19 protein-coding genes, 1 pseudogene and 1 riboswitch are annotated in these 22,527 nt (G+C 59.6%); of the genes and pseudogenes, 8 read left to right on the top strand and 12 right to left on the bottom strand.

Going from position 1 to position 22,527, the window contains the following annotated elements:
• Positions 1-35: 35 nt before the first annotated feature.
• Together zigA and N5D53_RS21505 are read right to left on the bottom strand one after the other, a co-directional pair.
• A complete protein-coding gene (gene zigA / locus N5D53_RS21510; protein WP_104961613.1) occupies positions 36-1,253 on the bottom strand; it encodes a zinc metallochaperone GTPase ZigA in 1,218 nt (405 codons plus the stop codon).
• 46 nt (positions 1,254-1,299) lie between these two features.
• Positions 1,300-1,701: a Fur family transcriptional regulator gene (locus tag N5D53_RS21505; protein WP_104961614.1), complete on the bottom strand. Its 402-nt coding sequence runs from the start codon at positions 1,699-1,701 to the stop codon at positions 1,300-1,302.
• Positions 1,702-1,830: 129 nt separating this feature from the next.
• On the opposite strand from N5D53_RS21505, the gene N5D53_RS21500 reads away from it, so the two are divergent.
• Both N5D53_RS21500 and N5D53_RS21495 read left to right on the top strand, forming a co-directional pair.
• Positions 1,831-2,613, top strand: coding sequence for an N-acetylmuramoyl-L-alanine amidase (locus N5D53_RS21500; protein ID WP_158682561.1), 783 nt, complete (start codon positions 1,831-1,833; stop codon positions 2,611-2,613).
• Positions 2,614-2,629: 16 nt separating this feature from the next.
• Positions 2,630-2,893, top strand: a pseudogene (locus tag N5D53_RS21495) (cation-transporting P-type ATPase); the annotation flags it as partial.
• Between the two features lie 115 nt (positions 2,894-3,008).
• On the opposite strand, the gene N5D53_RS21490 reads toward N5D53_RS21495, so the two are convergent.
• The 4 genes from N5D53_RS21490 to N5D53_RS21475 all read right to left on the bottom strand — a co-directional run bounded on the left by N5D53_RS21490 (position 3,009) and on the right by N5D53_RS21475 (position 7,221).
• Positions 3,009-5,207, bottom strand: coding sequence for a xanthine dehydrogenase family protein molybdopterin-binding subunit (locus N5D53_RS21490; RefSeq protein WP_279840766.1), 2,199 nt, complete (start codon positions 5,205-5,207; stop codon positions 3,009-3,011).
• Positions 5,204-6,205 (bottom strand): xanthine dehydrogenase family protein subunit M, encoded by a 1,002-nt coding sequence (locus N5D53_RS21485; RefSeq protein WP_190869214.1) that lies wholly within the window; start codon positions 6,203-6,205, stop codon positions 5,204-5,206. Before N5D53_RS21485 ends, N5D53_RS21490 begins: the two co-directional genes overlap by 4 nt.
• Positions 6,202-6,729 carry a (2Fe-2S)-binding protein gene (locus N5D53_RS21480; RefSeq protein ID WP_010954187.1) on the bottom strand — a complete coding sequence of 176 codons (528 nt, stop codon included), beginning with the start codon at positions 6,727-6,729 and terminating at the stop codon, positions 6,202-6,204. The genes N5D53_RS21485 and N5D53_RS21480 overlap by 4 nt, the downstream gene beginning before the upstream one ends.
• Positions 6,730-6,840: 111 nt before the next feature.
• Positions 6,841-7,221 (bottom strand): hypothetical protein, encoded by a 381-nt coding sequence (locus N5D53_RS21475; protein ID WP_010954186.1) that lies wholly within the window; start codon positions 7,219-7,221, stop codon positions 6,841-6,843.
• A gap of 802 nt (positions 7,222-8,023) precedes the next feature.
• On the opposite strand from N5D53_RS21475, the gene N5D53_RS21470 reads away from it, so the two are divergent.
• Positions 8,024-9,007 (top strand): TerC family protein, encoded by a 984-nt coding sequence (locus N5D53_RS21470; RefSeq protein WP_064492088.1) that lies wholly within the window; start codon positions 8,024-8,026, stop codon positions 9,005-9,007.
• Between the two features lie 152 nt (positions 9,008-9,159).
• Here N5D53_RS21470 and N5D53_RS21465 read toward each other — a convergent pair whose 3' ends face one another.
• The 5 genes from N5D53_RS21465 to N5D53_RS21445 form a co-directional block, all read right to left on the bottom strand.
• The gene (locus tag N5D53_RS21465; RefSeq protein WP_279840762.1) at positions 9,160-10,398 is read right to left on the bottom strand and encodes a multidrug effflux MFS transporter; all 1,239 of its coding nucleotides are present in this window, start codon (positions 10,396-10,398) and stop codon (positions 9,160-9,162) included.
• A complete protein-coding gene (gene fabF / locus N5D53_RS21460; protein WP_064492099.1) occupies positions 10,395-11,687 on the bottom strand; it encodes a beta-ketoacyl-ACP synthase II in 1,293 nt (430 codons plus the stop codon). The genes N5D53_RS21465 and fabF overlap by 4 nt, the downstream gene beginning before the upstream one ends.
• 72 nt (positions 11,688-11,759) lie before the next feature.
• A complete protein-coding gene (locus N5D53_RS21455; RefSeq protein WP_274141600.1) occupies positions 11,760-14,852 on the bottom strand; it encodes an efflux RND transporter permease subunit in 3,093 nt (1,030 codons plus the stop codon).
• The gene (locus N5D53_RS21450; RefSeq protein WP_274141599.1) at positions 14,849-15,952 is read right to left on the bottom strand and encodes an efflux RND transporter periplasmic adaptor subunit; all 1,104 of its coding nucleotides are present in this window, start codon (positions 15,950-15,952) and stop codon (positions 14,849-14,851) included. The genes N5D53_RS21455 and N5D53_RS21450 overlap by 4 nt, the downstream gene beginning before the upstream one ends.
• A gap of 77 nt (positions 15,953-16,029) precedes the next feature.
• Entirely contained in the window at positions 16,030-16,644 is a 615-nt protein-coding gene (locus N5D53_RS21445) for a TetR/AcrR family transcriptional regulator (RefSeq protein WP_010954179.1), read from the bottom strand.
• A gap of 83 nt (positions 16,645-16,727) precedes the next feature.
• On the opposite strand from N5D53_RS21445, the gene N5D53_RS21440 reads away from it, so the two are divergent.
• Entirely contained in the window at positions 16,728-18,179 is a 1,452-nt protein-coding gene (locus N5D53_RS21440; protein WP_274141598.1) for a TolC family protein, read from the top strand.
• A gap of 45 nt (positions 18,180-18,224) precedes the next feature.
• On the opposite strand, the gene N5D53_RS21435 is transcribed toward N5D53_RS21440, so the two are convergent.
• Positions 18,225-18,626 (bottom strand): ACT domain-containing protein, encoded by a 402-nt coding sequence (locus tag N5D53_RS21435; RefSeq protein WP_064492083.1) that lies wholly within the window; start codon positions 18,624-18,626, stop codon positions 18,225-18,227.
• A gap of 330 nt (positions 18,627-18,956) precedes the next feature.
• Positions 18,957-19,057, top strand: a riboswitch (guanidine-I (ykkC/yxkD leader).
• A 62-nt stretch (positions 19,058-19,119) separates the two neighbouring features.
• On the opposite strand from N5D53_RS21435, the gene N5D53_RS21430 reads away from it, so the two are divergent.
• From N5D53_RS21430 to N5D53_RS21415, 4 genes are read left to right on the top strand one after another with little or no spacing between them, the layout of a single operon-like run.
• Entirely contained in the window at positions 19,120-20,187 is a 1,068-nt protein-coding gene (locus N5D53_RS21430; RefSeq protein WP_198747008.1) for a putative urea ABC transporter substrate-binding protein, read from the top strand.
• Between the two features lie 14 nt (positions 20,188-20,201).
• Entirely contained in the window at positions 20,202-21,017 is an 816-nt protein-coding gene (locus tag N5D53_RS21425) for an ABC transporter permease (RefSeq protein WP_064492081.1), read from the top strand.
• The gene (locus N5D53_RS21420; RefSeq protein ID WP_020193057.1) at positions 21,014-21,808 is read left to right on the top strand and encodes an ABC transporter ATP-binding protein; all 795 of its coding nucleotides are present in this window, start codon (positions 21,014-21,016) and stop codon (positions 21,806-21,808) included. Before N5D53_RS21425 ends, N5D53_RS21420 begins: the two co-directional genes overlap by 4 nt.
• Positions 21,805-22,518, top strand: a complete 714-nt coding sequence (locus N5D53_RS21415) for an urea amidolyase associated protein UAAP1 (RefSeq protein WP_064492080.1) — start codon at positions 21,805-21,807, stop codon at positions 22,516-22,518. The genes N5D53_RS21420 and N5D53_RS21415 overlap by 4 nt, the downstream gene beginning before the upstream one ends.
• The last annotated feature ends 9 nt before the right edge of the window (positions 22,519-22,527 follow it).

Raw genomic sequence — 22,527 nt, 5'->3', positions numbered from 1 at the left:
GTGGGAGCCTTGCACGTGGCAGCAAGGCGTTTGAATCAGTTCCAGCCGGGGAAGGGGTTGGTCAGCTTCATCCAGCCTTCCGGTCCCTGGGCCATTTCCTCATCGGTCAGCAGGCAGGCATCGAAACGCGCCCGCAGCGCTGCCTCGTCCATTTCCATACCGATCAGCACCAGCTCCTGGCGGGCATCGCCAACGTCCTCGTGCCATTTCGACCTGATGTGCAGGACCGATTCGCTGTCGGTCGGCCAATGTTCCTCGGGAACAGCCGCCCACCAATAGCCTGCTGGGCCATGGCGCGCGACGGCCCCGGCCTGGGACCAGTTGCCGGCCATGGACGGCTCGCAGGCGAGCCAGAAGTAACCCTTGGAGCGCACCACCCCAGGCCATTCGCTTTCCACCAGCGCATGGAAGCGGTCAGGGTGGAAAGGTCGGCGGGCACGGTAGACGAAGCTGGTGATGCCATATTCTTCCGTTTCGGGTGTGTGGGTGCCGCGCATTTCCTGTAGCCAGCCAGGCGCTCGTGAGGCCTCGTCGAAGTCGAACAGGCCGGTGTCCAGCACGCGATCAAGCGCGACCTTGCCGAACTCGGCGATTTCGACTTTCGCCCTTGGATTGAGGGTATTGAGGATGGCCATCAGGCGATCGCGCTCTTCGCCACTGATCAGGTCGGTCTTGTTCAGTACGATGACGTCGCAGAACTCGATTTGCTCGATCAGCAGGTCGACCACGGCGCGCACGTCTTCCTCGCCCAGCGATTCACCGCGTGCCTGCAGGCTGTCGCGCGAGCTGTAGTCGCGCAGGAAATTGAAGGCATCGACCACGGTGACCATGGTGTCGAGGCGTGCCACTTCGCTGAGGCTACGGCCATCCTCGCCTTCGAAGGTGAAGGTTTCCGCCACCGGCAGTGGCTCGGAGATGCCCGTCGATTCGATGACCAATTGGTCGAAACGACCCTCTTTGGCTAGACGGTCCACCTCGAGCAGGAGGTCTTCGCGCAAGGTGCAGCAAATGCAGCCATTGCTCATCTCCACCAGCTTTTCGTCGGTGCGTGACAGCTCGGCGCCACCCTCGCGTATCAGTGCGGCATCGATGTTCACATCGCTCATGTCGTTGACGATCACCGCGACTCGCCGGCCTTCGCGGTTGTTCAGAATATGGTTGAGCAGGGTAGTCTTGCCGGCTCCGAGGAAGCCGGAAAGTACAGTGACGGGCAGCCGCGCGGCTTCGTTGGTATGGGGGACAGGGGTGCTCATCGGGAGGCCTCATGATAAAGGGTGGTGCGCATGCGTGCGGCTCTGCTCAGTCCTCGCCTGCATCACGGCGAGTACAGGCGGCGCATTTACCGTGCAGCTCGATGACCGAGCTGCACAGCGAAAACACGTTCTGTTTCATCCAGTGCCCCAGGGCCTGGTTCAGGTACGGTACGTTGAACTCATCGACATGGCCGCAGCTGTCGCAGATGGCGAACGCTCTGAAACCTGCTTCGCACTGGCTTGAGCAGGTGCAGCTGACATAAGCGTTCAAAGACTCCAGCCGATGAATCAACCCTTGCTCGGCCAGGTGGCCCAGCGCGCGGTAGATCTGCGTCGGCGCCCTGACACCTTCATTGCGCAGGCTGTCCAGAATGGCGTAGGCACTGAGCGGCTTGTCGGCTTGCTGAAGCGCCGTCAGGACACGTTGCTGATTGCTGGTCAGTTGCATGCAGGTCTCCTTCCGTTGGCGGGCAGTCTTCATTTTGTTCTGGGTTTGGGATGTTATAAAGTAACAATAATAAAATGGCTAGCGAAATTGCCCGAGGCTTCGCTGGTTCGCAGGTCAATGGGAGTCCATATGGATGGTCGACGAGTGCTGAAACTACTGCTTGCATGCCTGGCATTGCCGCTGCCTCTTGCGGCACAAGCCGGGCAGGCGGTTAAACGGGTTTGGGTGAGCCGGTCGGGCAGCGTCACCAAGGTGTCGCTGGAGCTGACCGGGCCGGTGGCGGCGAAGCATTTCAGCCTCGCGGCGCCACCGCGGTTGGTTCTTGATCTTCCTCAGGCCAGTCTGCAGGCGTCACTGAACGATCTTGCCCTGGACGGCACTGCCGTCACAGCCGTACGCAGTGGCATCACCGCGTCCGGTGACTTGCGTATCGTGCTGGACCTGGCCGACTCGGCAGTGCGCGGCGAAGTCCGCTCGCTCAACACCGGGCGGCATGGCCTGGAGTTGGTACTCAGTGAGCCACCGGTGGGCGTTGCGCCGGAAGTTGCCAAGCCCTTGGCGCGACAGCGCGACCTGTTGATCGTGGTCGATGCCGGGCATGGCGGCAAAGATCCCGGTGCAGTAGGGCCCAAGGGCGAGCAGGAAAAGCACGTTGCGTTACAGATCGCCAAGTTGCTGGCCAAGCGCATCGATGCACAGAAAGGCTACAAGGCACGCTTGGTACGCAGTGACGATGTGTTCATTCCGCTGCGCAAGCGCGCCGAACTCGCTCAGCGGATGAACGCGGACTTGTTCGTGTCGGTACATGCCGATGCTGCACCGCGACTCACGGCGTCTGGGGCATCGGTGTTCGCCTTGTCGCAAGGGGGCGCGACCCCATGGTCGCCAGCGTGCTGCTGGATATGTCGATGAACTCGACGATCGCGGGCGCTTGGGCACCTGCATCCGTCTCAGCCGTCTTTGCCGTCGCACGCTCCAGGTGAACGTGCTGATTGGCTTGGGCTGGACCTTGGCTATCGTGGGGGCAGCAGCTTTCGGTTTATTGGGAGCGGCGGGGGCCATGGTCGCAGCGCTGTTGCACAATTTCAGTACATTGCTGGTGCTCAGCAACTCCGGGCGCTTGTTACGTTATGAAGAACGGGATGTGGAGAAGAGGGAAATGTCAGCATATCGTGCTGGCATCCAACGCTGATGAGGATCTAACTGCATCGTCAGTGTTTTTTCAAAGGGGCGCAAACCCAATGCGTGCTGTCGTTGACGCATATAACGCAGGCATGCGGGTGGGGGGAGGGCTCCCCCCCGCCCAGTCACAGCACCTTGTCGAGCGTGATCGGAAACTCCCTCACACGCTTGCCCGTGGCATGGTAGACCGCGTTGGCCACCGCGGCTGCCACCCCGACGACGCCGATTTCGCCCACGCCCTTGGACCCCAGCTCGTTGACGATGTCGTCGTGCTCTTCAACGAAGATGACTTCGATATCCCCGCTGTCTGCGTTCACCGGGATGTGGTATTCCGCGAGGTTGTGGTTGACGATGCGGCCCAACCGATGGTCGGTCAGCGCGGCTTCGTGGAGGGCCATACCCACCCCCCACACCACGCCTCCCAAAATCTGGCTGCGCGCGGTTTTCGGGTTGATTACCCGTCCCGCCGCAACGGCGCTGACTACCCGTACTACCTTGATTGTGCCAAGGTCCTCGTCGACGTGGACTTCCACGAATACCGCCGAATGCGTGGCGGTGGAGAACGGTTGGCGTCTGGCGCCGGGCTCGGCGTCGATCTGCACTTCGAACTCACCTTCGGGGGCGCTGGCGATGATGTCCGCCAAGGCCAGGCGATGGCTACCCGCGTGCAGGTAGCCATCGGCGAAAATGATCTGCTCCCGGGCCGTGCTGGCCACTTGGGGGTACATCTTGCGCGCATGTTCCAGCACTTTGGTGCGCAGTACCTGGCAGGCCTGGCGCACGGCCGAGCCGACCGACGACACCGTGAACGATCCGCCCTGAAGGGGGGCGGTGGGCAGTGAAGAGTCACCCAGCACGAAGGTGACATCCTGGACCCTGGCGCCAGCCGCGTCGGCTGCGATCTGCGTCATGACGGTATAGGTGCCGGTCCCGATATCGGTGGTGGCACTGCAGACGGTGAGGTGGCCTTGGGCATCGAAGCGCGCTTTGGCGCTGGCCTTCATCTGCATGGCTTCCCAGACGCCGCCGGCCATCCCCCAGCCGACCAGCTGGTTGCCATGGCGCATGCTGCGCGGTTGCGGATTACGGTTCTGCCAGCCAAAACGTTCGGCACCTTGGCGGTAGCACGCCAGCAGTTCCTTGCTGGAGTAGGGCTTACCCTCGTTGGCATTGCTGGCGGCAAAATTGCGCCGGCGCAGGTCAAGCGGGTCAATCTGCGCTGCACAGGCAAGCTCATCCATGGCGCATTCCAGGGCAATCATCCCCGACGCGGCGCCAGGCGCACGCATGTCCAGCGGGGTGTACACATCGAGCGAGGCCAGGCGATAGCTGAGGGCAACGTTGTCGCACTGGTAGAGCATGCCACTCCATTCCACCACGTGCTCGGTGAAATCCTCGAAGCGGGAGGTCTGGCCAAGCGCATCGTGGGCGATCGCCAGCAACTGCCCGTTTGCGTCAGCACCCAGGCGCAGGCGCTGCTCGGTGCGGGGCCGGTAGCCAAAGGTGAACATCTGCTGGCGAGTCAGCGTGACGCGCACCGAGCGCTTCAGGTGCAACGCCGCCATCACTGCCAGTGGCAACTGGTACTGCGGGCGCAAGCCCGAGCCGAAGGCACCGCCGACGAATGCCGCGCGCACGCGGATGTTTGCCTTGGGCAGGCCAAACACCTTGTGCAGGTAGTCCTGGCAGTTTTGCGTGCCTTGGGTCTTGTCGTGGATTTCCAGCGTGCCGTCGCCTTTGTAGAGTACGGTTGACGCATGGGGCTCCATCGGGTTGTGGTACTCGTTGGCTGTCAGGTAGGTGGCATCCACCTGCACCGGGGCCCCGGCAAACTGCGCGGCAAAGTCGCCACGCGGCGCCGGTGTCTCGGCGGGTGCTGCATGCGACTGTTGGCATGCGCCCAGGTCGGTCTGGTGGGCCTCCTCGGCATACTCGATCCTGATCAGCGAACCTGCATACCGGGCCAGTTCGAGGGTTTGGGCAACCACCAGCGCCAACGGTTGACCGTTGTAGAGCACTCGATCATCGAACAAGGGCCTAAACGGCGCCCCCTGCGCGGCGTCGGCGTCGCTGTAGTCGTCGTCATAACTGGAAATATGTGGACGATGGCCATGATCAAGCACGGCGATCACCCCGGGCACGCGCATCGCTTGCGTACTGTCGATGTTGAGTACCCGACCTCGGGCGATGGTACTGGACACGACGCTGCCATGGAGCAGGCCCACTTCGGGGTATTCGCCCGCGTAACGCGCCTGCCCGGTGACCTTCGCCACGCCGTCTACGCGGTCCAGGGACGTACCGGCTACCGGTGTGGATTTGATCATGGTCGTGGCCCCCCGTCAGCGGCGCCGCGCGCCGCGTCATCCAATGCCCGCACAATTGCACGCTGGGCGAGCGTGACCTTGAAGCCGTTGTGGCTCAGAGGTTTTGCACCTTGCAGCAACGTTTTTGCGGCCCGGGTGAACAGCGCTTCGCAAGGCGCCTGGCCGGCCAGCATGCGTTCCACAACCGGGTCTCGCCACGGCTTGTGAGCAACGCCGCCCAGCGCCAGGCGAGCTTGCCGGATCACCTGGCCATCGAAGCTCAAGGCTGCGGCGACCGACACCAGCGCAAACGCGTAGGAGGCGCGGTCGCGAATTTTCAGATAACGGTAATGTTTTTCGAACACCGGGGGCGGCAGCTCGATGGCGACCACCAGCTCATCGATTGCCAGCTGATTGTCTCGCTCCGGGGTGTCCTCAGGGAGGCGATGGAATGCCGCAAAAGGTATTTGGCGCTCTCCGCGCGGCCCCTGCACATGCACCACGGCTTCGAGCGCTGCCAATGCCACGCACATATCCGAGGGATGGGTCGCGACACAGGCATCACTGGCACCAAGAATCGCGTGGATACGGTTCGAGCCTGTACGCGCCGGGCATCCGCTGCCGGGTTCACGTTTGTTGCAGGGGGTGCCGGTGTCGTAGAAGTAGTAGCAACGGGTACGTTGCAGCAAGTTGCCACCGGTGCTGGCCATGTTCCTCAACTGCGGTGATGCCCCAGCCAGGATGGCGTCCGACAGCAATGGATAGTGCTGCTCGATCATTGGGTGCCAGGCCAGGTCGGCATTGCTCACCAATGCGCCGATCAACAAGCCACCGTTCAACGTGGGGTGGATGCCGTTCAGCCCAAGGCCAGAAATGTCGATCAGGCGCTTGGGGCGAACCACGTTTTCTTTCATCAGGTCGACGAGGTTGGTGCCGCCGGCAATGAAGTGTGAGCTGGCGTCAGCCAGGCTCACGGCTTCGCTGATTGATGCGGGCTTGTGGTAGCTGAAAGGCATCATGGATTCGGCCCTCGTTGTGGCGGGGCCAGGTCCGTCATCAACGGTAGGGCTTCTTCCACCGCAGCGACGATGTTGCTATATGCACCACACCTGCAAAGGTTGCCGCTCATCTGTTCGCGAATGGCCTCGCGGGTGTAGGCGCGCCCTTCGCGGGCAAGCCCGACTGCGGAGCAGATCTGCCCCGGGGTGCAGTAACCGCACTGGAAAGCATCGTGGGTGATGAATGCACGCTGCATGGGGTGCAGAACGTCGCCGCTGGCCAGCCCTTCGATGGTCACCAGTTCGGCCCCGTCGCACATGATGGCCAAGGTCAGGCAGGCATTGACGCGCTTGCCATCGCGCAGCACCGTGCAGGCCCCGCACTGGCCATGGTCGCAACCCTTCTTGGTGCCGACCAGGTCCAACTGCTCGCGCAAAAGGTCGAGGAGGGTGGTCCAGGGATTCACCTGCAGTGTCAGGCGCTGACCATTCAGGGTCAGGCCGATGGGGTGTTCTTCAGCCCCATTGGGAGAGATCGCGCTCATGGTAGGTCCTCACGGTCAGGGTTCGCGCAGCCGGCTACGTCTCTGTTGTGCGACCGGGCCGGTTGAGCAAACGTTCAGCCGGCTTGCCAAGTTGCCGATCACATCTGGCCGTCACCCGTGTTTTTGCAGGGCTTCAATCAACTGGGCCTTGGTCATGGTCGAGCGCCCCTTGATGTCTTTGCTGCGTGCCTCTTTCATAAGGCTTTCCTTGCTTTGCGATTCCAGCGACGCATGCGACGTCCGCGAATGCCCCTGGCGAGATTCAGCGGCGCGCTTGGCCGAATCCGAGCGTGCGGTCTTCTTCACGTGCGACGGTGTCCTGCTTCCCGAGCCTGCGTGTTTTTCACCGCCCCCCGATTGTTTGTTGACGGTGGCCCAGGCGCGAGCTTCGGCTTCATCCTTGCCCACGCCTTTGTCCTCGTAAGATTGCTCGATGTGCTCGGCCTTGCGTTTCTGCTTGTCCGTGTACTTGTCTTTGTCCCCGCGTGGCATGGTATTTCCTCCTGCATGGGTTGCATGAACGGTTGAAAACCAGGGCAGAACTGAGGCGCCCGGTGATGGACGGGTGATCCGTGTCGATCGGCCCTCTCAGCTAACTGCCGGAACCTGCGCCAGATCCACTTCCGGCTGAGCCACTGCCACCACCGCCCGCGCCTGTGCCGCTACTACCAGAGCCATGACTGCCGGTTCCCGAGCCGCTGTCGGTACCGTCACCGCCGGTATTGTCCGTCCCATTGTCGTCAGTGCCGCCATCACCCGTACCCATGCCATCGCCGGGTGTTCCCGAGCCAGTCGCTCCGCCTTGGCCGTTCATTTGTCCATTGTCGTTCGATTGCATGCCTGGGGCGCGCTGATGGTTCAGGTCTGTGGCGGCCGAAGCTAGTGCTGAAGCGCAGCCCAGGCAAAGTGCAAGCATTAACGTAAAAGGTTTTGCTGGTGTCATGGTGAAATGCCTTATTGGATTGTTCACCCTATGTTCGGCCTGGCGTGCGTGGGAGGGTGCCTTCTGACCGACGGAAGGCGCTGCATCAGGTCGACACGAGCGAGCGGCGCTTTGCTCCAATGAAGGCGTTGATAACGTGCGGGGCACCCATGAGGCTGGCAATCAGGTGTGCGAAGTTAGTTTTTCACTGCAAGCGTTTTAGCTTGTCATGGACAAAATTTGTAAATGTTTTCTACTTGCAGCCTACTTCGCGCTCGATAAATTCTTTATTCGTGACGCCGGGCCCCTCTGACGGTTATACCGCCATGTCGGAGTCATAGTTGTTCAACTACGACTATACAGGAGGGGCTCATGTCTGCCCTTAGTACGTATCTCTACCAAGACGTTCTTGGTACTGACCTCTGGCTTTGGCTTTCCTTTTTCGCTGTTGTGCTAACACTGTTGGCGCTTGACTTAGGTGTGCTCCATCGCGGGAATCGGGAGATTGGAGTCAAAGAGAGCTTGTTGCTGTCCGCAGGATACATCAGTATGGGCCTTCTGTTCGCGGTCTGGGTGTATTTCCAGAAAGGCGGCGATGCCAGCATGGACTATGTGACGGGTTTCTTGATTGAAAAATCCCTGTCAATGGATAACGTTTTCGTTATTGCCCTGATATTCAGTTTCCTGGCCATTCCTCGGGAGTTCCAGCACCGAGTATTATTTTGGGGGATCATGGGGGTTATCGTACTGAGGGCTATCATGATTGGCCTTGGGGCTGCGCTCATCGCCCAGTTCAGTTGGATACTTTACTGTTTCGGCGCGTTCCTGGTCTTCACCGGGGTCAAGATGCTATTCGCTCGCGTCGATCATGCGCCTGACTTGCAAAACAACCGTTTCGTCAACTACCTGCGCACACACCTACGCATCACCAAAGAATTGCACGGTCAACGCTTTGTGGTTCGCTTGCCCGATGCGTCAGGAAAAAGAATTCTATGGGTGACACCGCTCTTCCTTGCACTTATTTTGATTGAGTGTGCCGACTTGGTGTTTGCTGTTGACAGCGTGCCTGCGATTTTTGCTATCACACAGGATCCGTTCATCGTTTATACGTCGAACATCTTTGCCATTCTCGGTTTGCGAGCGCTCTATTTTGCATTGGCTGCCATGATCAGTCGCTTTGTTTACCTTAAATATGCGCTGGCTCTGGTGCTTGTCTTTATCGGCTCGAAAATTTTCCTTCATGATATTGTGGGTAAAGTGCCAGCCGAAATATCGTTGAGCATTACAATCGGCCTGCTGATTGGCGGCGTGTTGCTTTCGCTTTGGAAAACCCGAGCGTCCGCTAATGCTTCTTGAATAATTACGACCGCTGGCTGCTGCGTGAGCGCGATGACCGGATCGCCTAGGATTCAAGGCGTGAAAGCGGTCGCCTCCGCTGCTGCCCGGGCCATGCAGTTGATTTGGCACATCCCAGGCGAAGCAGGAGCAAACCTCATGCAGAGATACTCCTACCTGACAATTGCCTTACGTTTGACATACCAAGCGAAAAGCACCATTGCCAGAAAGCACACCGAGGTTTGAGTGGCACCCAGTACGGCAATCGTGGGGAACTTCGGCGTGGAAACCATCCAGGTCGACACTGCTCCGATCGCCATGGTCAGGAATCCCAAAAGGGCTGAAGCCAGTCCTGCTTCTTTCCCGAACGGTGTCATGGTCAAGGCCGTTCCCAGTGGATTGGCAATACCCATACCCCATAGGAAAAGCACCATCGACAATGAGTACCAGCCCAAGCTTGGATTGCTTGGGCCGACCAGCAGCAATGCACCTGCCGTACACGCAGTCGCGAGGCCTGACAAGGTGATGGCGCGGCTACCCCAACGGTGAGCCAGGCGAGGAGCAGCCAAGCCAGCGGCAAAGACCACGAAGACAGTTGCCGCGAAATACAGGCCCACCTGGAGCGAGTTGAGCCCCATGCCTTCCATCAAGATTGACGGCGCAGCGGCGAACGAGGCGAATAAGCCGCTCATCAGCAGGCTGGTCGCGAGTGCGGGCAAAATGAAGAGGCGGTTGGACGCCAGTTTGCCGTATGCGATCAGGATCGCAGGTACTGATTGAGTCACCCGACGATGGGCAGGAAGGGTTTCACCTATCCCTCTGAGGTAGAACAGCGCGATAAGGATTGCCGACATGCCGACGGCTATGAAAAGTGCGCGCCAACCCAAAGTGGTGTTCAGCATACTGCCGATCAAAGGTGAGAAGCCTGGCGCTGTGGCGGCAGCGATCATCGTCAGCGATAACGCGCGTGCCAGGTTCTCACCCTCATAAAGATCGCGAGCGATGGCTCTGGCCAGAACCGCGGCGGCACACACGCCAATGGCCTGGATTACCCGTCCGAGGATCAGCATGTCGAGTGTGGCGGCGTTAGCCGCCCAAAACGTACCCACCACGAAAATCATCAGCCCACCTACTACCAGGCGCTTGCGGCCATAGCGATCGGCAAGCGGCCCTACCAGTAATTGGGCGAAGGCGAACGTAATGAAAAAGCTGGAGAGCGTCAGCCCGAGTTGCTGGGATGAGACGTTGAACTGTCGAGCCATTTCAGGAAAAGCGGGCAGGATGATATTGGTGGACAAGTTGCTGATGGCAGCGAGTGCTGCCAGTAACAGGATGACCTTGGCCGTCAGGACGTTGGCCCTCTGAACATCACCTTCAGCTTCGTTGGCGTGTGTTTCGAGTCGGCTGTTCATACGTTGGCCTCCCAGCGTCGGAACAGTACGCTGGCGTTCACACCACCGAATCCGAAACCATTGGACAAGGCATATTCGATGGGCATTTCACGGGCTATTCGTGCAACCAGGTCAAGGCCAAGCGCAGCATCATCGACCTGAGTCAGGTTGAGCGTGGGTGGAACGATCTGATCTTGCAGCGCCAACACCGTGAAAATGGCTTCGACACCGCCTGCCGCCCCCAGGAGGTGGCCGGTGGCCGATTTGGTCGATGTAATCGCCACGCCGCTGCCGCTACCGAATACGGCGCGAATCGCTGCAAGTTCACCCTTGTCGCCAACCTGGGTCGAAGTCGCATGCGCATTGATATGGTCCACATCCCCAGGCGCTATCGACGCCTGTTGCAGCGCGAGTTGCATGGCGCGCCTGGCACCGCTTCCGTCTTCGGGGCCAGCGGTCAGATGGTAGGCATCAGCGCTCGTTCCGTAGCCGACCAGCTCGGCCAGGGGCTTGGCGCCACGGGCCAGCGCATGTTCCAGCGACTCGATCACCAGCAAGCCAGCCCCTTCAGCCATGACAAACCCGTCCCGTTGGCTATCGAAAGGACGGGAGGCTTGCTCAGGGCTATCCGAAAAGCCCGTGCTGAGCGCTCGTGCAGCCGCAAAGCAGCCTAGCGTCACACGATCGATTGCCGCTTCGGCGCCACCGCAGATCGCAATATCCGCTTCGCCGCTTCTGATGAGCCGAGCGGCGTCGCCAATGGCCTGCACCCCCGCAGCGCAGGCTGTGACGGGTGCCCCAAGTGGGCCTTCGAAGCCATAGCGTATGGAGACATGACCCGCTGCCATATTGGCCAGGAACGATGGCGCCGTGAAGGGCGACAACTTGCGAGGGCCACGTGCGTCAGTGGTGCGCACCGCCTCTGCGATGGCACCGAAGCCGCCGACGCCCGATGCGATGATGGTGGCGGTGCGCGCGCGTTCAGCCTGACGCTCGGGATGCCAGCCGGCTTGCTGCAATGCTTCATCCGCTGCTACCAGCGCAAACTCGATGAACCGATCCATCTTCTTGCGTTCCTTGGCGTGGATGACCCGCTCGGGTTGATAGCCTGCCACGGCATCCTCGGCCAATGTGGGCACGCTGCCGCCCACTGACACGCCAGTGCCTTCGACGACATCGCCAGCAAGCGCGCGAATCCCGGACTGCCCAGCCAGCAATCGCCGCCAGACTTCCTTTACGCCGCAGCCCAGCGGGCTGACAACGCCGGTGCCGGTCACCACGATGCGTTTTTGATTAACGTTGTGAGTCATTTCGACCTCTCGTTGGATCATGAGCGCACCTCGAATTGCATCGGGCACGCACGGGTTGAAGGCAATGTCTACTCAGGCGCGGTGTGCAGCTTCTGGCTTGGCAATGCGGCTATTGGGGCGGATCTTGAACCAGATGGAATACATCGCCGGCAGGAACACCAAGGTCATGATCGTGCCCACGAACGTGCCTCCGATCAGGGTGTAGGCCAAGGTGCCCCAGAACACCGAGTGGGTGAGGGGGATGAAGGCCAGGATGGCTGCCAATGCCGTGAGCAACACTGGGCGTGCGCGTTGCACTGTGGCCTCGACCACGGCGTCGAAGGGCGCAAGTCCTTCAAGCTGGTTGTGGTCAATCTGCCCGATCAGGATGAGGGTGTTGCGCATCAGAATCCCGGAGAGCGCGATCAAGCCGACTAACGCGTTGATGCCGAACGGTTGGCCGAACAGCAGTAATACGGGTACTACACCGATCAACCCCAGCGGTGAAGTCAGAAACACCATGACCATCGCCGAGATAGAGCGCACCTGCAGTATGATGATCAACAAAGTCAGGGCGATCATGATCGGCAGGAGGGGGACGATAGCCTGGCTGGCCTTGGCCGACTCCTCGATAGAGCCTGCCATTTCGATTTTGTAGCCCGCAGGCAGCTGCGTGACGATGGGCTGGAGGTCTTTCCAGATCGCCGTGGATACATCAGGCGGCTGCAGCCCTTCCGCGATGTCACCCCGCACTGTCATGGTGGGCGTTCGGTCGCGGCGACGGAGGATGGGGTCCTCCATGCGAATGCTCACATCACCGATCTGCGAAACCGGAACGCGCTGACCGTTCGAGCCTACCAGGGTGAAATTCTCGATCTGGGCAGGATCGAGTCTGATCTGGCCAGCGGCACGCCCTACAACCTGCACAGAGCGGATATCTTCCCTGACCGACGTGATCGGCACACCGGTGAGCAGGAACTGAAGCTGCTGCGACACCGAGGCGGACGTCAGGCCAACCGACTGCAGGCGATCTTGATTCAGGGAGAAGTGAAGCGTGGGAACAAGCGGGCCCCAGTCGGTATTGACGGTCTTCATCATGGGGCTCGCCTGCAGCACGCTTTGGACGCCTGCTGCAATCTGACGCAGTTGCGAGGCATCCGGGCCCATCACCCGATAGGCGACCGGGTAGGGGGAGTAGGGCCCGAATACCAGTTGTGTTACCCGCACTTGAGCGCCGGGTGCCAGACCTTCGGAGGCCGCCTCCCGAAGACGATGCTTGAGGGCCTCACGAGCGCCCTGGTTTTCGGTCAGGACGACAATCTTGGCAAAGGACGGGTCGGGCAACTCAGGGGCCATTGCCAGGAAGAAGCGGGGCGGGCCTTGGCCGATGTAAGTGGTGACAATCTTTGCCTCCTCTTGCTGACGTAGCCAGGACTCCACCTTGATCGCAGTGGCATTTGTCTGTTCGATGGAGGTGCCATAAGGCATCTGCAGCTCCACAAGCACTTCGGGGCGGTCGGAGGTCGGGAAGAACTGCTTCTTTACCAATCCCATGCCAAGCACGGCGGCCACAAATGTCGAAACCACGGTGCCTGCCACGAGCCATTTATGTGCGATCACCCAGCCCAACAAAGCGCGGAATCGGTTGTAATGACGGGTGTTGTAAATAGCGGCATGACCACCTTCAATCGTCTTGATCCGAGGCAACAACTTCACGCCCAGGTAGGGGGTGAACGCTACCGCCACCACCCAGGATGCGATCAGGGCGATGCCGACAATCCAGAACATGTTGCTGGTGTATTCGCCGGCAGTGGACTGGGCGAAACCGTTAGGCATGAATCCGATGGCGGTAACCAGTGTGCCGGACAGCATGGGGGCTGCCGTGTGGCTCCAGGCATATGCCGAAGCCTTGATGCGGTCGTAACCTTCTTCCATCTTCACGACCATCATTTCGATGGCGATGATCGCGTCGTCGACCAGCAACCCTAAGGCCAGGATGAGCGAACCCAGCGTAATCCGGTCGAAATTCTTGCCTGTTGCGGCCATCACCACGAATACGATCGCCAGTGTCAATGGCACCGCGGCTGCGACGACAACGCCGACACGCCAGCCCATGCTGAGGAAGCAGACAAGCATCACGACCAGCAGGGCAACGAAAAACTTGATCATGAACTCGTCGACGGAGGACGTGATGTTCACCGCCTGATCGGTGACCTTGCTGAGCGTCATGCCCAAGGGCATGCTTTCGTTGATTTTGGCTGTTTCGGCCTCCAGGGCTTTGCCAAGGTCGAGGCCGTTCCAGCCTTCGCGCATGACAATGCCAAGCAGCAAGGCTGGCTCGCCATCGTTACGCACCAGAAACGTCGCGGGGTCTTCATAGCCGCGTTCAACGTCGGCCACATCCGACAGTTTCAGGGGGCGGCCCTGGGCGACCACAGGGGTTTCGCGAATCTTTGCCAGTTGATCGAAGGCGCCGTCAACCCTGACCACCACTTGTGGCCCCTGCGTTTCGACCGAGCCCGCCGGTGACAGGGCGTTCTGGTTGTCAAGGGCCGAGAAGATGTCCTGTGGCGTGATTCCGAGCGTGGCCAGGCGGTCATGGGAAAAGGACACGAATATCCGTTCAGCCTGTTCCCCGATGATGTTGACCTTCTTGACGCCCGGGACGTGCAGCAGCTGCTGGCGCAGTGTTTCGGCGTCGCGTACCAGCTGGCGCTGCGGTTCGCCTTTGGCTTTGAGCGCGTAGACCGCAAATGTCACGTCCGAGAACTCATCATTGAGCATTGGGCCAATGACGCCCGCTGGCATGAGCTTGGCCTGATCACCCGCTTTCTTGCGGGCCTGGTAGAACTCCTCCTGAACCGCCGAAGGTGGGGTCTTGTCTTGCAGCGACACCATCGTGAACGCCAACCCAGGCCGGGTGTAGGTTTCGGTACGGTCATACCAACGCAGCTCTTGCATGCGTTTTTCCAACGGTTCGGCCACCAGATCCTGCATTTCCTGCGCAGTGGCGCCGGGCCAGGCAGTGATAATCGTCATCTGCTTGACGGTGAAGGGCGGATCCTCTGCACGGCCCAGCTTGAAGAAGGCCAGCGTGCCGGCGAAGGCGATCAGCACAATCAGGAAGAGGGTGATTGATCGCTCGCGTACCGCGAGCGCGGATAAGTTGAAACGCTGCTGGCTCATGGTTGGTGCCCCATGACCTGAGCTGTTTGAGCCTGTTCCATGACCTCGACGCCATCGCGCAGCAGATGCGCACCCAGTGCCACGATCCGATCGCCAGCGTGCAGGTCACTCTTCACGACCGCTTTTTCGTCACTGACACTTAGCACTTCCACAGCGCGCCATGACACCTTGGCCGGCTGGCCTGCTATCACCCAAACCCCAGCTCCGTTACCCGGGTCAAAGAGTGCGCCGATGGGTATCTGCTTCGCTTCGAAATTCGTATCGGTATCCGGAATCTCAAGCGTAATGGTTGCACCCAATGGCGCGCTCGCCAGAGGCCCAGTGAGCACGTACCTGGCCTCGAATGTGCGCGTGATGGGGTCTGCTGCATCTGAAAGCAAGCGCAGTTTGGCGGGTACGGCCTGCGCAGGCTTGCCAAATAGCGTGGCGAGTGCAGTCGAGCCAGGTGCAGGTCGAAGCGTTTCTGGCAAGTAGACGACAGCTTCTCGTTGCCCGGCCCTGGCCAGCCTTACAACCGCTTGACCAGCACTGACGACCTGGCCCGGTTCGGCCAGCGTGTCCATCACCACACCATCGGCGTCGGCTAGCAATACCGCATATTCGGTGGCGTTCCTGGCAACGTCAGCCTGAGCTTGCGCGGCACTGAGTTGCGCCTTCGCAGCATCAGCCGCAGCTTTGATCTGGTCGTAGGACGAGGCCGAGACCGCGCCCTCGGCAACCAGCCCTCGATATCGAGCTTCGTCGTCACCGGTCTGCTTGGCCCGTGCCCGAGCGGCAGTTACGGCCTCTTGCTGTGCGCGTGCCTGTAGATTCAGATCCACCGGATCCAGGCGCATCAAGGGCTGACCGCGTTTGACTGTTTGCCCGGTATCGACCAGGCGCTGCAGGATTTTTCCGGATACTCGGAAGCCGAGGTCACTCTGTGTGCGAGCGACCACTACTCCGGAAAACGAACGTGCAAGGCCTGACGCGTCCTGTACCGAGACCGCTTTCACGACCGGCGGTGTGTCTCTCGGGTCTTTTCCAGGTGAAGAGTCCCCGCAAGCGACAAGGGCGAGTGGGAGTAAGCAACCGATTATGGCGGCAGGACGCAGGCGCATGGGATCCCTTTCTCAAAAGGCGATATAGGAATCCCATTTTTCTACCAGTGACCAATATTGTCAATGGTCACACTCTGCTAAGGGGCGAGACTTCTGAGTATCAAAGCCGGCAGTTGGACGACCGCATCCTGAAGCGTGTCCAGGTTGTGCTGAAGGAGCGCGGCATTTACGTATGGCCTCATGATCAGAAAAATCGCCAGCGTCAGTTCGTCCAGGGGGGTCTTGCGTTCAAATTCTCCTGCGTCGCGGCCTTGTGTCAGGATCTCCAGAATGACCTTACTGATATTGGCCTCATGAGACTTGACCGACGACCATTGGTCGCGCGATGCCACTGCCGCTATGTCATAGAGCTTCCGGTCGTGGAAGAAAAGGTCAGCCCCGCCCTCAGCGATCGCTCGGAATAGACGTCTCAACTTTTCCGATGCAGTCGGGGCGTCGCTGGTGGCCGTCGCAATGCGCTGCATGATGAGCGCAAGCCGACTGGAGCAAATCACCTCTCCGATCGCTTGTTTGGATTCGAAGAACTTGTAGATGTAGGCCTTTGAAAAGCCGATCGATTTGGCTAAGTCAGAGACAGTGGTTTTGTCGTACCCATAATGGGCGAAGTGCTCCATGGCAGCCTGGATGATCTGATCCCTCACGTCGTGGTCGGCTGGCCCGCGCGCCGGCGAGGGTGGAGAAGATTTACTCATTTTTGAAGCATCCTGGAACTGATTGACAGAGTGTGACCAAAATATAATATGGTCACACCTCCTCTTGGTCTATGAGAATCATCATGCTTTCCTACCGAACGATTGCTCTGCTGTTGAGCGCCAGTCTCACTGCAGGGTGCATGGTTGGCCCGGATTATAAACAGCCAGAGGTTGCGCTGGCCGATCATTACGTCACGGATGCACAGCCGTTGACCGCAAGCGACACATCGGTCGGCAGCCTCGATGTCTGGTGGGAAGGATTTGGAGATCCTTTGTTGAGCAGGCTTGTGACCGAGGCGCTGGGACAAAACCTGCAGTTGGCGCAGGCACAGGCCCGCGTAGCTCAGGCTCGCGCAGCACTGGGCTCAGCGACCGCGGCGCTTGTGCCGTCCGCGGGTATCAATGGTCAAGCTGCACGCTCACGGCAATCCGTTGAAACGCCATTGGGCCAGCTGCTGAACTCAACGCCTGACTATGACCGCTACGGCAACAGCTATGAACTCAATCTGCAAGCAAGCTGGGAAATCGACTTGTTTGGTGGGCTGCGGCGTGATCGGCAAGCCGCCGTCGGTGAGTACCAGGCTTCTGAGGCGGGGGCAATCGCGACGCGTCTTGCCGTTGCCGCGCAAACAGCCGATATCTACACCACCGTGAGGGGGCTGCAGGCGCGCCTGGCCATTGCTCAGAACCAGGTGCAGACACAGCAAGACCTTCTGGCCAAAGTCAACCTGCTCAACCGCAAAGGTCTGGCGCCTGACTACGAGGTTCGTCAAACCGAAGGCGAACTGTCTCAAGTCGAGGCAACCGTGCCAGTTTTGCGTGCGGGCCTGGATGCGGCTCTCAACGCCTTGGATGTCATGCTTGGCAGTGCGCCAGGTACCCACCGCGCCCAGATGGCAATTGCCTCGTCAATCCCTCAGGTGCCTGCGCTTGCGCAAATCGGCAAACCTTCCGATCTGCTCCGCCGTCGGCCCGACCTGATCGCCGCTGAGCGCAGGCTCATGGCTGCCAATGCCATGATCGGCAGTGCGATCAGTGAGTATTACCCAAAATTCTCGATAGGCGGGCTGATCGGCAGTGCGTCTACCTCTGGCGGAACATTTTTCACGGGCGATGCCGACCAATCAGCCGTATTGCTCGGCTTGAGGTGGCGACTCTTTGATTTTGGCCGCATCAACGCGCAGATAGACCAGGCCAAAGGACGTGAAGCCGAAGCCCTGGCCATCTATCGGCAGTCTGTGCTGGAGGCTTCGGAAGATGTTGAAACAGCTTTGTCTGCATTGATCAATCGGCAAGCGCAGGCACAGTCGCTCAAACGCGGTGAGGTATCCCTGGAGCAAGCACGACGTTCGTCCTTCGTAGCATTTAAGAACGGCGTAGCCAGTTTGATAGACGTTCTGAACGCAGATCAGCAGCTTCTCAGGACATCGGATTCCCGAGCAGTTGCGCAAACTGAAGCGGTGCGTGCTGCTATTGCTGCCTACCTCGCCCTGGGTGGCGGGTGGTCAACTGACTCAGATGTGGCACTGCGATGATGGGACTGCGTACATGCCTTGAGCGGTAAAGCGTCTCGACCAGCCTCACTCAGAAGTCTGGGAAAGGGTGTTCAGCACCTTCATCGCTTTTTGCGCATCATCTTTGCCTACGAAGACATGATCGTGGAAATAGGCTGCGATCACATTGCAGCTGATCCCTGCTTGGCCCAGAGCGGTCGAGAACGCCGCAGTCAAGCCGACTGCATCCAGGGCCGAATGGATGGTCAGGGTGATCCACGCAGCGACGAAATCAAACTTCAGCCCGAGCGTTTCTGCTCGGCTTCGCTCGATGATCAAGGTCAAGCCTTCTTTCTCCTTGAAGCTACCCACCAGGTCGTCCGGGCTCAGCCCTGCGAAGTCAGCGACGGTGCAGAAGACGTACTCACCTTCGTTGAGGATTGGGCTCATACCGCGTAATAGGGCAGAGATAGATTTTTCACCCGCCACGTCTCACCTCCAATAATTAGTGGCAGAAGTCTGCCTGAAATGATGATCAGTGCAATGAATAACGAGCATGACGGATTAGAGAAACTGATGCGCCGGATTCTGCTGAACCACCTTTTTGCCCACTTTAAGGGCATCGCCGCCCTTAAAAGAGGCGCCTCACAGCGCGCACAGCAATGAAAGATCGCTAGGCGATCAGTTTGTGCCTGTCGCTCAACTGGCCGTAACTGCGGGGTCGCAGCGGCAATGGCATTGATCCCGCGAGCTTGGCACGCCTCTCGCATCATGTAATTCCGTGCAGGAGCAGCGCTGGCTGAGTGCACCACAATTTGAAAAATGGTTGGCTAGGGTTCCGGCTCGCAAAAACGAGTGTCTGGACCGAGAGCTTACGACCTCCAGTTGAGGTTACACGGCGGGATAAAAGCCCGGGAGACAGACCACCTTGTAGAGGGTGATGCGCTGCTCCTGTCCGCTCACCGTCAACTGGAGTCCCACCATGCGAAAGCCCCTACTCTCCGCTTTCATGGCAGCAGGCATTGGCCTGTTGGCTGCCACTTCATCACACGCTGCGGCCAAGACAGACTTCAACGTCTGCTGGACGATCTATGCCGGCTGGATGCCTTGGGAGTTTGCTCAGGCACAAGGCATCGTCGACAAATGGGCGAAGAAGTACGGTATCCATGTCGCTCTGACTCAGCTCAACGACTACGTGGAGTCGATCAACCAGTACACCGCTGGCCAGTTCGACGGCTGCACCATGACCAATATGGACGCGCTCACGATCCCAGCTGCTGGCGGTGTCGACAGCACGGCATTGATCGTCAGCGACTACTCCAACGGCAACGACGGTGTTGTCATCAAGGGGGCAGGCAAGACCGTTTCCGACCTTAAAGGCATGGATGTGAATCTGGTCGAGCTATCGGTGTCGCATTACCTGCTAGCCCGCGCACTCGATACGGCCAACCTTCGAGAGAAAGATCTGAAGGTGATCAATACGTCTGATGCGGACATCTCCGCCGCTTTCAACACCGAGAGCGTCCAGGCCGTCACCACCTGGAATCCGATGCTCGCCGACATCAAGGCCACTCCCGGTGTAACCGAAGTCTTCAGTTCCAGCCAGATACCTGGCGAGATCCTGGACATGATGGTGGTCAACACCGAAACCCTCAAAGACAACCCCGCACTTGGCAAGGTGCTCACAGGGGCGTGGTTTGAGGTCATGAGCATGATGAACGCCAAGGACGCCAGCTCCGAAGCCGCCGAGGAGCACATGGCCAAGGCTTCGGGTACTGACCTTGCCGGTTTCAGGTCTCAACTGGCAACCACCCACCTGTTCTTCACCGCTCACGATGCACTGGTATTCGCCAAGAGCCCGGATCTGCCGGAGACCATGGCGAAGGTCGCGAACTTTTCGTTCGAGCACGGTTTGTTGGGTGATGGAGCACCCGACAGCAATGTGGTGGGGATGAGTTTCGCCAACGATGTCACCCTGGGCGACCAGGCCAACTTGAAGCTGCGCTTTGACCCGACCTACGTGCAAATGGCCGTCGACGGCGCCCTGTAAGCGGAGAGTGCTCAATGCGCTTGATCAACCGACATCCCGATCGGAGTTCACGGCTGTTGCTGGTGATACTCCCGCTGGTCCTGGTGCTGTGCGCGTACTTCGTGAGTTCGGCGCAGCGCCTGGCTGACAACCCCAACGACAAGCTACTGCCCAGCGCCATGCAAATGTCCGACGCTGTGAAGCGCATGGCGTTCACCGAGGACAAGCGCAGTGGTGCCTACCTGCTGTGGCAGGACACAGGCGCCAGCCTGCAACGGCTGGGTACTGGCCTGGCCATCGCTGCAGGGGCCGGCCTGTGCCTGGGTATCGCTGCCGGTACCTTGCCGCTGGTTGGCGCATCGCTGTCACCCATGCTCGTCGTGCTGTCGATGATTCCGCCACTGGCCATTCTGCCGATCCTGTTCATTGTCTTCGGGCTGGGCGAATTGTCCAAGGTGATGCTCATCGCCATCGGGATCACCCCCATCCTGGCCCGTGACCTCGAACAACGGGCCCGAGAGATCCCGGTGGAGCTGCTGATCAAGGCCCAGACGTTGGGGGCCAGTACCTGGACGCTGATCCTGCGGGTCGTCCTGCCGCAGTTACTGCCGCGCCTGCTGATTTCACTGCGTCTGGTGCTCGGCTCCGCATGGCTATTCCTGATCGCTGCCGAAGCCATCGCCTCTGAAAACGGCTTGGGCTATCGGATTTTCCTGGTGCGCCGTTACCTGGCGATGGACGTGATTCTTCCATACGTCGTTTGGATCACGCTTCTGGCCTGGTTGATGGATTGGGGGCTGAGGACGCTCACACGTAGAGCCTTCCCCTGGTATGAGGGCGCGCGAGCATGAGCTTCATCGAAGTCAAGAATGTATGGCAGCAGTACGCAGAGCATGTGGTGCTGGAGGGCTTGAACCTCACGATCGAGGAGGGCGAGTTCTGCACCCTGGTCGGGACTTCCGGATGCGGAAAATCCACGTTCTTGCGCCTGCTCCTGGGCCAGGAAACCCCGAGTAAAGGTCAGATCCTTCTGGGTGGCCAACCGCTTTGCGCCGAGCCCGATCCTGCACGTGGCGTCGTGTTCCAACGCTACTCCGTCTTTCCACATCTCACGGTGCTGGACAATGTCGCACTGGGACTTGAGTTGCCGAACGCGTTTCTGCTTGGTCGACTATTCGGAGCGAGAAAACGCGCTGCTCGGGATCAGGCGGCAGAGCTTTTGCGCAAAGTGGGTCTGCAGGCAGCACTTGGGAAATACCCTTCACAGCTCTCTGGCGGGATGCAGCAACGCCTGGCTATCGCGCAGGCGTTGATCATGAAACCTCGCGTTCTGCTACTTGATGAGCCGTTTGGCGCGCTCGACCCTGGCATTCGCAAGGACATGCATGCGCTGCTGCTGGAGCTGTGGAAGGAGACGGGCCTGACAGTCTTCATGGTGACCCACGACCTTAGCGAAGGATTCAGCCTGGGTACTCGGCTGATGGTGTTCGACAAGATTCGCGTCGACCCCCATGCGCCCCTCTCATATGGCGCGCGCGTGACCTACGACTTGCCACTCAACAGTAAACGCACAGATTCGCGGCTGGCTGCTGCTGCATCGCTGTCGTGTGCGATTCAACCAACCAAGGACTGCTACCCATGATCGAAACAACTGTGTTTTCCAATGAGTTGCTACCGGGAGGAGGACACCTCTCATTCGTGCTCAAGCGTGGTGAGTTGTTGCGCCTGACCGACGTGGAGGGCGGGGCGAACGTCAGCGCCATGCTGTTCAACGCCCACGAGAAGACCGAGCGCCTGAATCTGCCCGACAGCTTGAAGTGTCAGCACACCGCAAAGCTCACTGCAGGCCATTGCCTTTACTCGGATATGGGGCGGGTGCTCGCTGCAATCACTCGTGATACCTGTGGTTGGAGTGACAGCATCGGTGGCGTGCTTTGCGCTCAGGAGGTCGTAGAGAAATACGGTAACGGCCGTTACCAGGAGTTGCGCAATGGTTTCTTCCGCAACGGCGCGGACAACCTGCTCGTCGAAATGGGCAAGTGGGGGCTGGGCTTGAGCGATCTGACGATGGTGCTCAATCTGTTCAGTCGCGTCGACGTCGATGCCCATGGCGGGCTGCGGTTTGTCGAGGGTAATTCCAAAGCCGGAGACTGCATCGAGCTTTACGCACCGATGGACACCTTGTTCGTGATTACAGCCCTTCAGCATCCGATGGACCCTTCGAAGACCTATTCGCCAAAGCCTGTCGAGCTCACCTTCATGAAGGCTGCGGACGCGGTCGCCGAACACTGTCGAACTTCGCGGCCAGAGAACGAGCGCGGTTTCATCAACACCCAACGGATTCATGCCTGAGGACGCCTC

The sequence above is a fragment of the Pseudomonas sp. GD03862 genome (genome assembly GCF_029840855.1).
Classification (GTDB): Bacteria; Pseudomonadota; Gammaproteobacteria; order Pseudomonadales; family Pseudomonadaceae; genus Aquipseudomonas; species Aquipseudomonas alloputida.
The sequence above is the reverse complement of the archived record's forward strand: the minus strand, read 5'-3'. Positions and strand labels throughout refer to the sequence as shown.

What these genes read in the sequence shown, in the direction of transcription:
- N5D53_RS21420 (WP_020193057.1), top strand. Translation starts at nt 21,014, where the DNA reads ATGAGCTTCATCGAAGTCAAGAATGTATGGCAGCAGTACGCAGAGCAT.
- N5D53_RS21470 (WP_064492088.1), top strand. Translation starts at nt 8,024, where the DNA reads ATGTCTGCCCTTAGTACGTATCTCTACCAAGACGTTCTTGGTACTGAC.
- N5D53_RS21425 (WP_064492081.1), top strand. Translation starts at nt 20,202, where the DNA reads ATGCGCTTGATCAACCGACATCCCGATCGGAGTTCACGGCTGTTGCTG.
- zigA (WP_104961613.1), bottom strand. Translation starts at nt 1,253, where the DNA reads ATGAGCACCCCTGTCCCCCATACCAACGAAGCCGCGCGGCTGCCCGTC.
- fabF (WP_064492099.1), bottom strand. Translation starts at nt 11,687, where the DNA reads ATGACTCACAACGTTAATCAAAAACGCATCGTGGTGACCGGCACCGGC.
- N5D53_RS21490 (WP_279840766.1), bottom strand. Translation starts at nt 5,207, where the DNA reads ATGATCAAATCCACACCGGTAGCCGGTACGTCCCTGGACCGCGTAGAC.
- N5D53_RS21465 (WP_279840762.1), bottom strand. Translation starts at nt 10,398, where the DNA reads ATGAACAGCCGACTCGAAACACACGCCAACGAAGCTGAAGGTGATGTT.
- N5D53_RS21440 (WP_274141598.1), top strand. Translation starts at nt 16,728, where the DNA reads ATGCTTTCCTACCGAACGATTGCTCTGCTGTTGAGCGCCAGTCTCACT.
- N5D53_RS21455 (WP_274141600.1), bottom strand. Translation starts at nt 14,852, where the DNA reads ATGAGCCAGCAGCGTTTCAACTTATCCGCGCTCGCGGTACGCGAGCGA.
- N5D53_RS21500 (WP_158682561.1), top strand. Translation starts at nt 1,831, where the DNA reads ATGGATGGTCGACGAGTGCTGAAACTACTGCTTGCATGCCTGGCATTG.
- N5D53_RS21485 (WP_190869214.1), bottom strand. Translation starts at nt 6,205, where the DNA reads ATGATGCCTTTCAGCTACCACAAGCCCGCATCAATCAGCGAAGCCGTG.
- N5D53_RS21475 (WP_010954186.1), bottom strand. Translation starts at nt 7,221, where the DNA reads ATGCCACGCGGGGACAAAGACAAGTACACGGACAAGCAGAAACGCAAG.
- N5D53_RS21450 (WP_274141599.1), bottom strand. Translation starts at nt 15,952, where the DNA reads ATGCGCCTGCGTCCTGCCGCCATAATCGGTTGCTTACTCCCACTCGCC.
- N5D53_RS21415 (WP_064492080.1), top strand. Translation starts at nt 21,805, where the DNA reads ATGATCGAAACAACTGTGTTTTCCAATGAGTTGCTACCGGGAGGAGGA.
- N5D53_RS21505 (WP_104961614.1), bottom strand. Translation starts at nt 1,701, where the DNA reads ATGCAACTGACCAGCAATCAGCAACGTGTCCTGACGGCGCTTCAGCAA.
- N5D53_RS21445 (WP_010954179.1), bottom strand. Translation starts at nt 16,644, where the DNA reads ATGAGTAAATCTTCTCCACCCTCGCCGGCGCGCGGGCCAGCCGACCAC.
- N5D53_RS21430 (WP_198747008.1), top strand. Translation starts at nt 19,120, where the DNA reads ATGCGAAAGCCCCTACTCTCCGCTTTCATGGCAGCAGGCATTGGCCTG.
- N5D53_RS21480 (WP_010954187.1), bottom strand. Translation starts at nt 6,729, where the DNA reads ATGAGCGCGATCTCTCCCAATGGGGCTGAAGAACACCCCATCGGCCTG.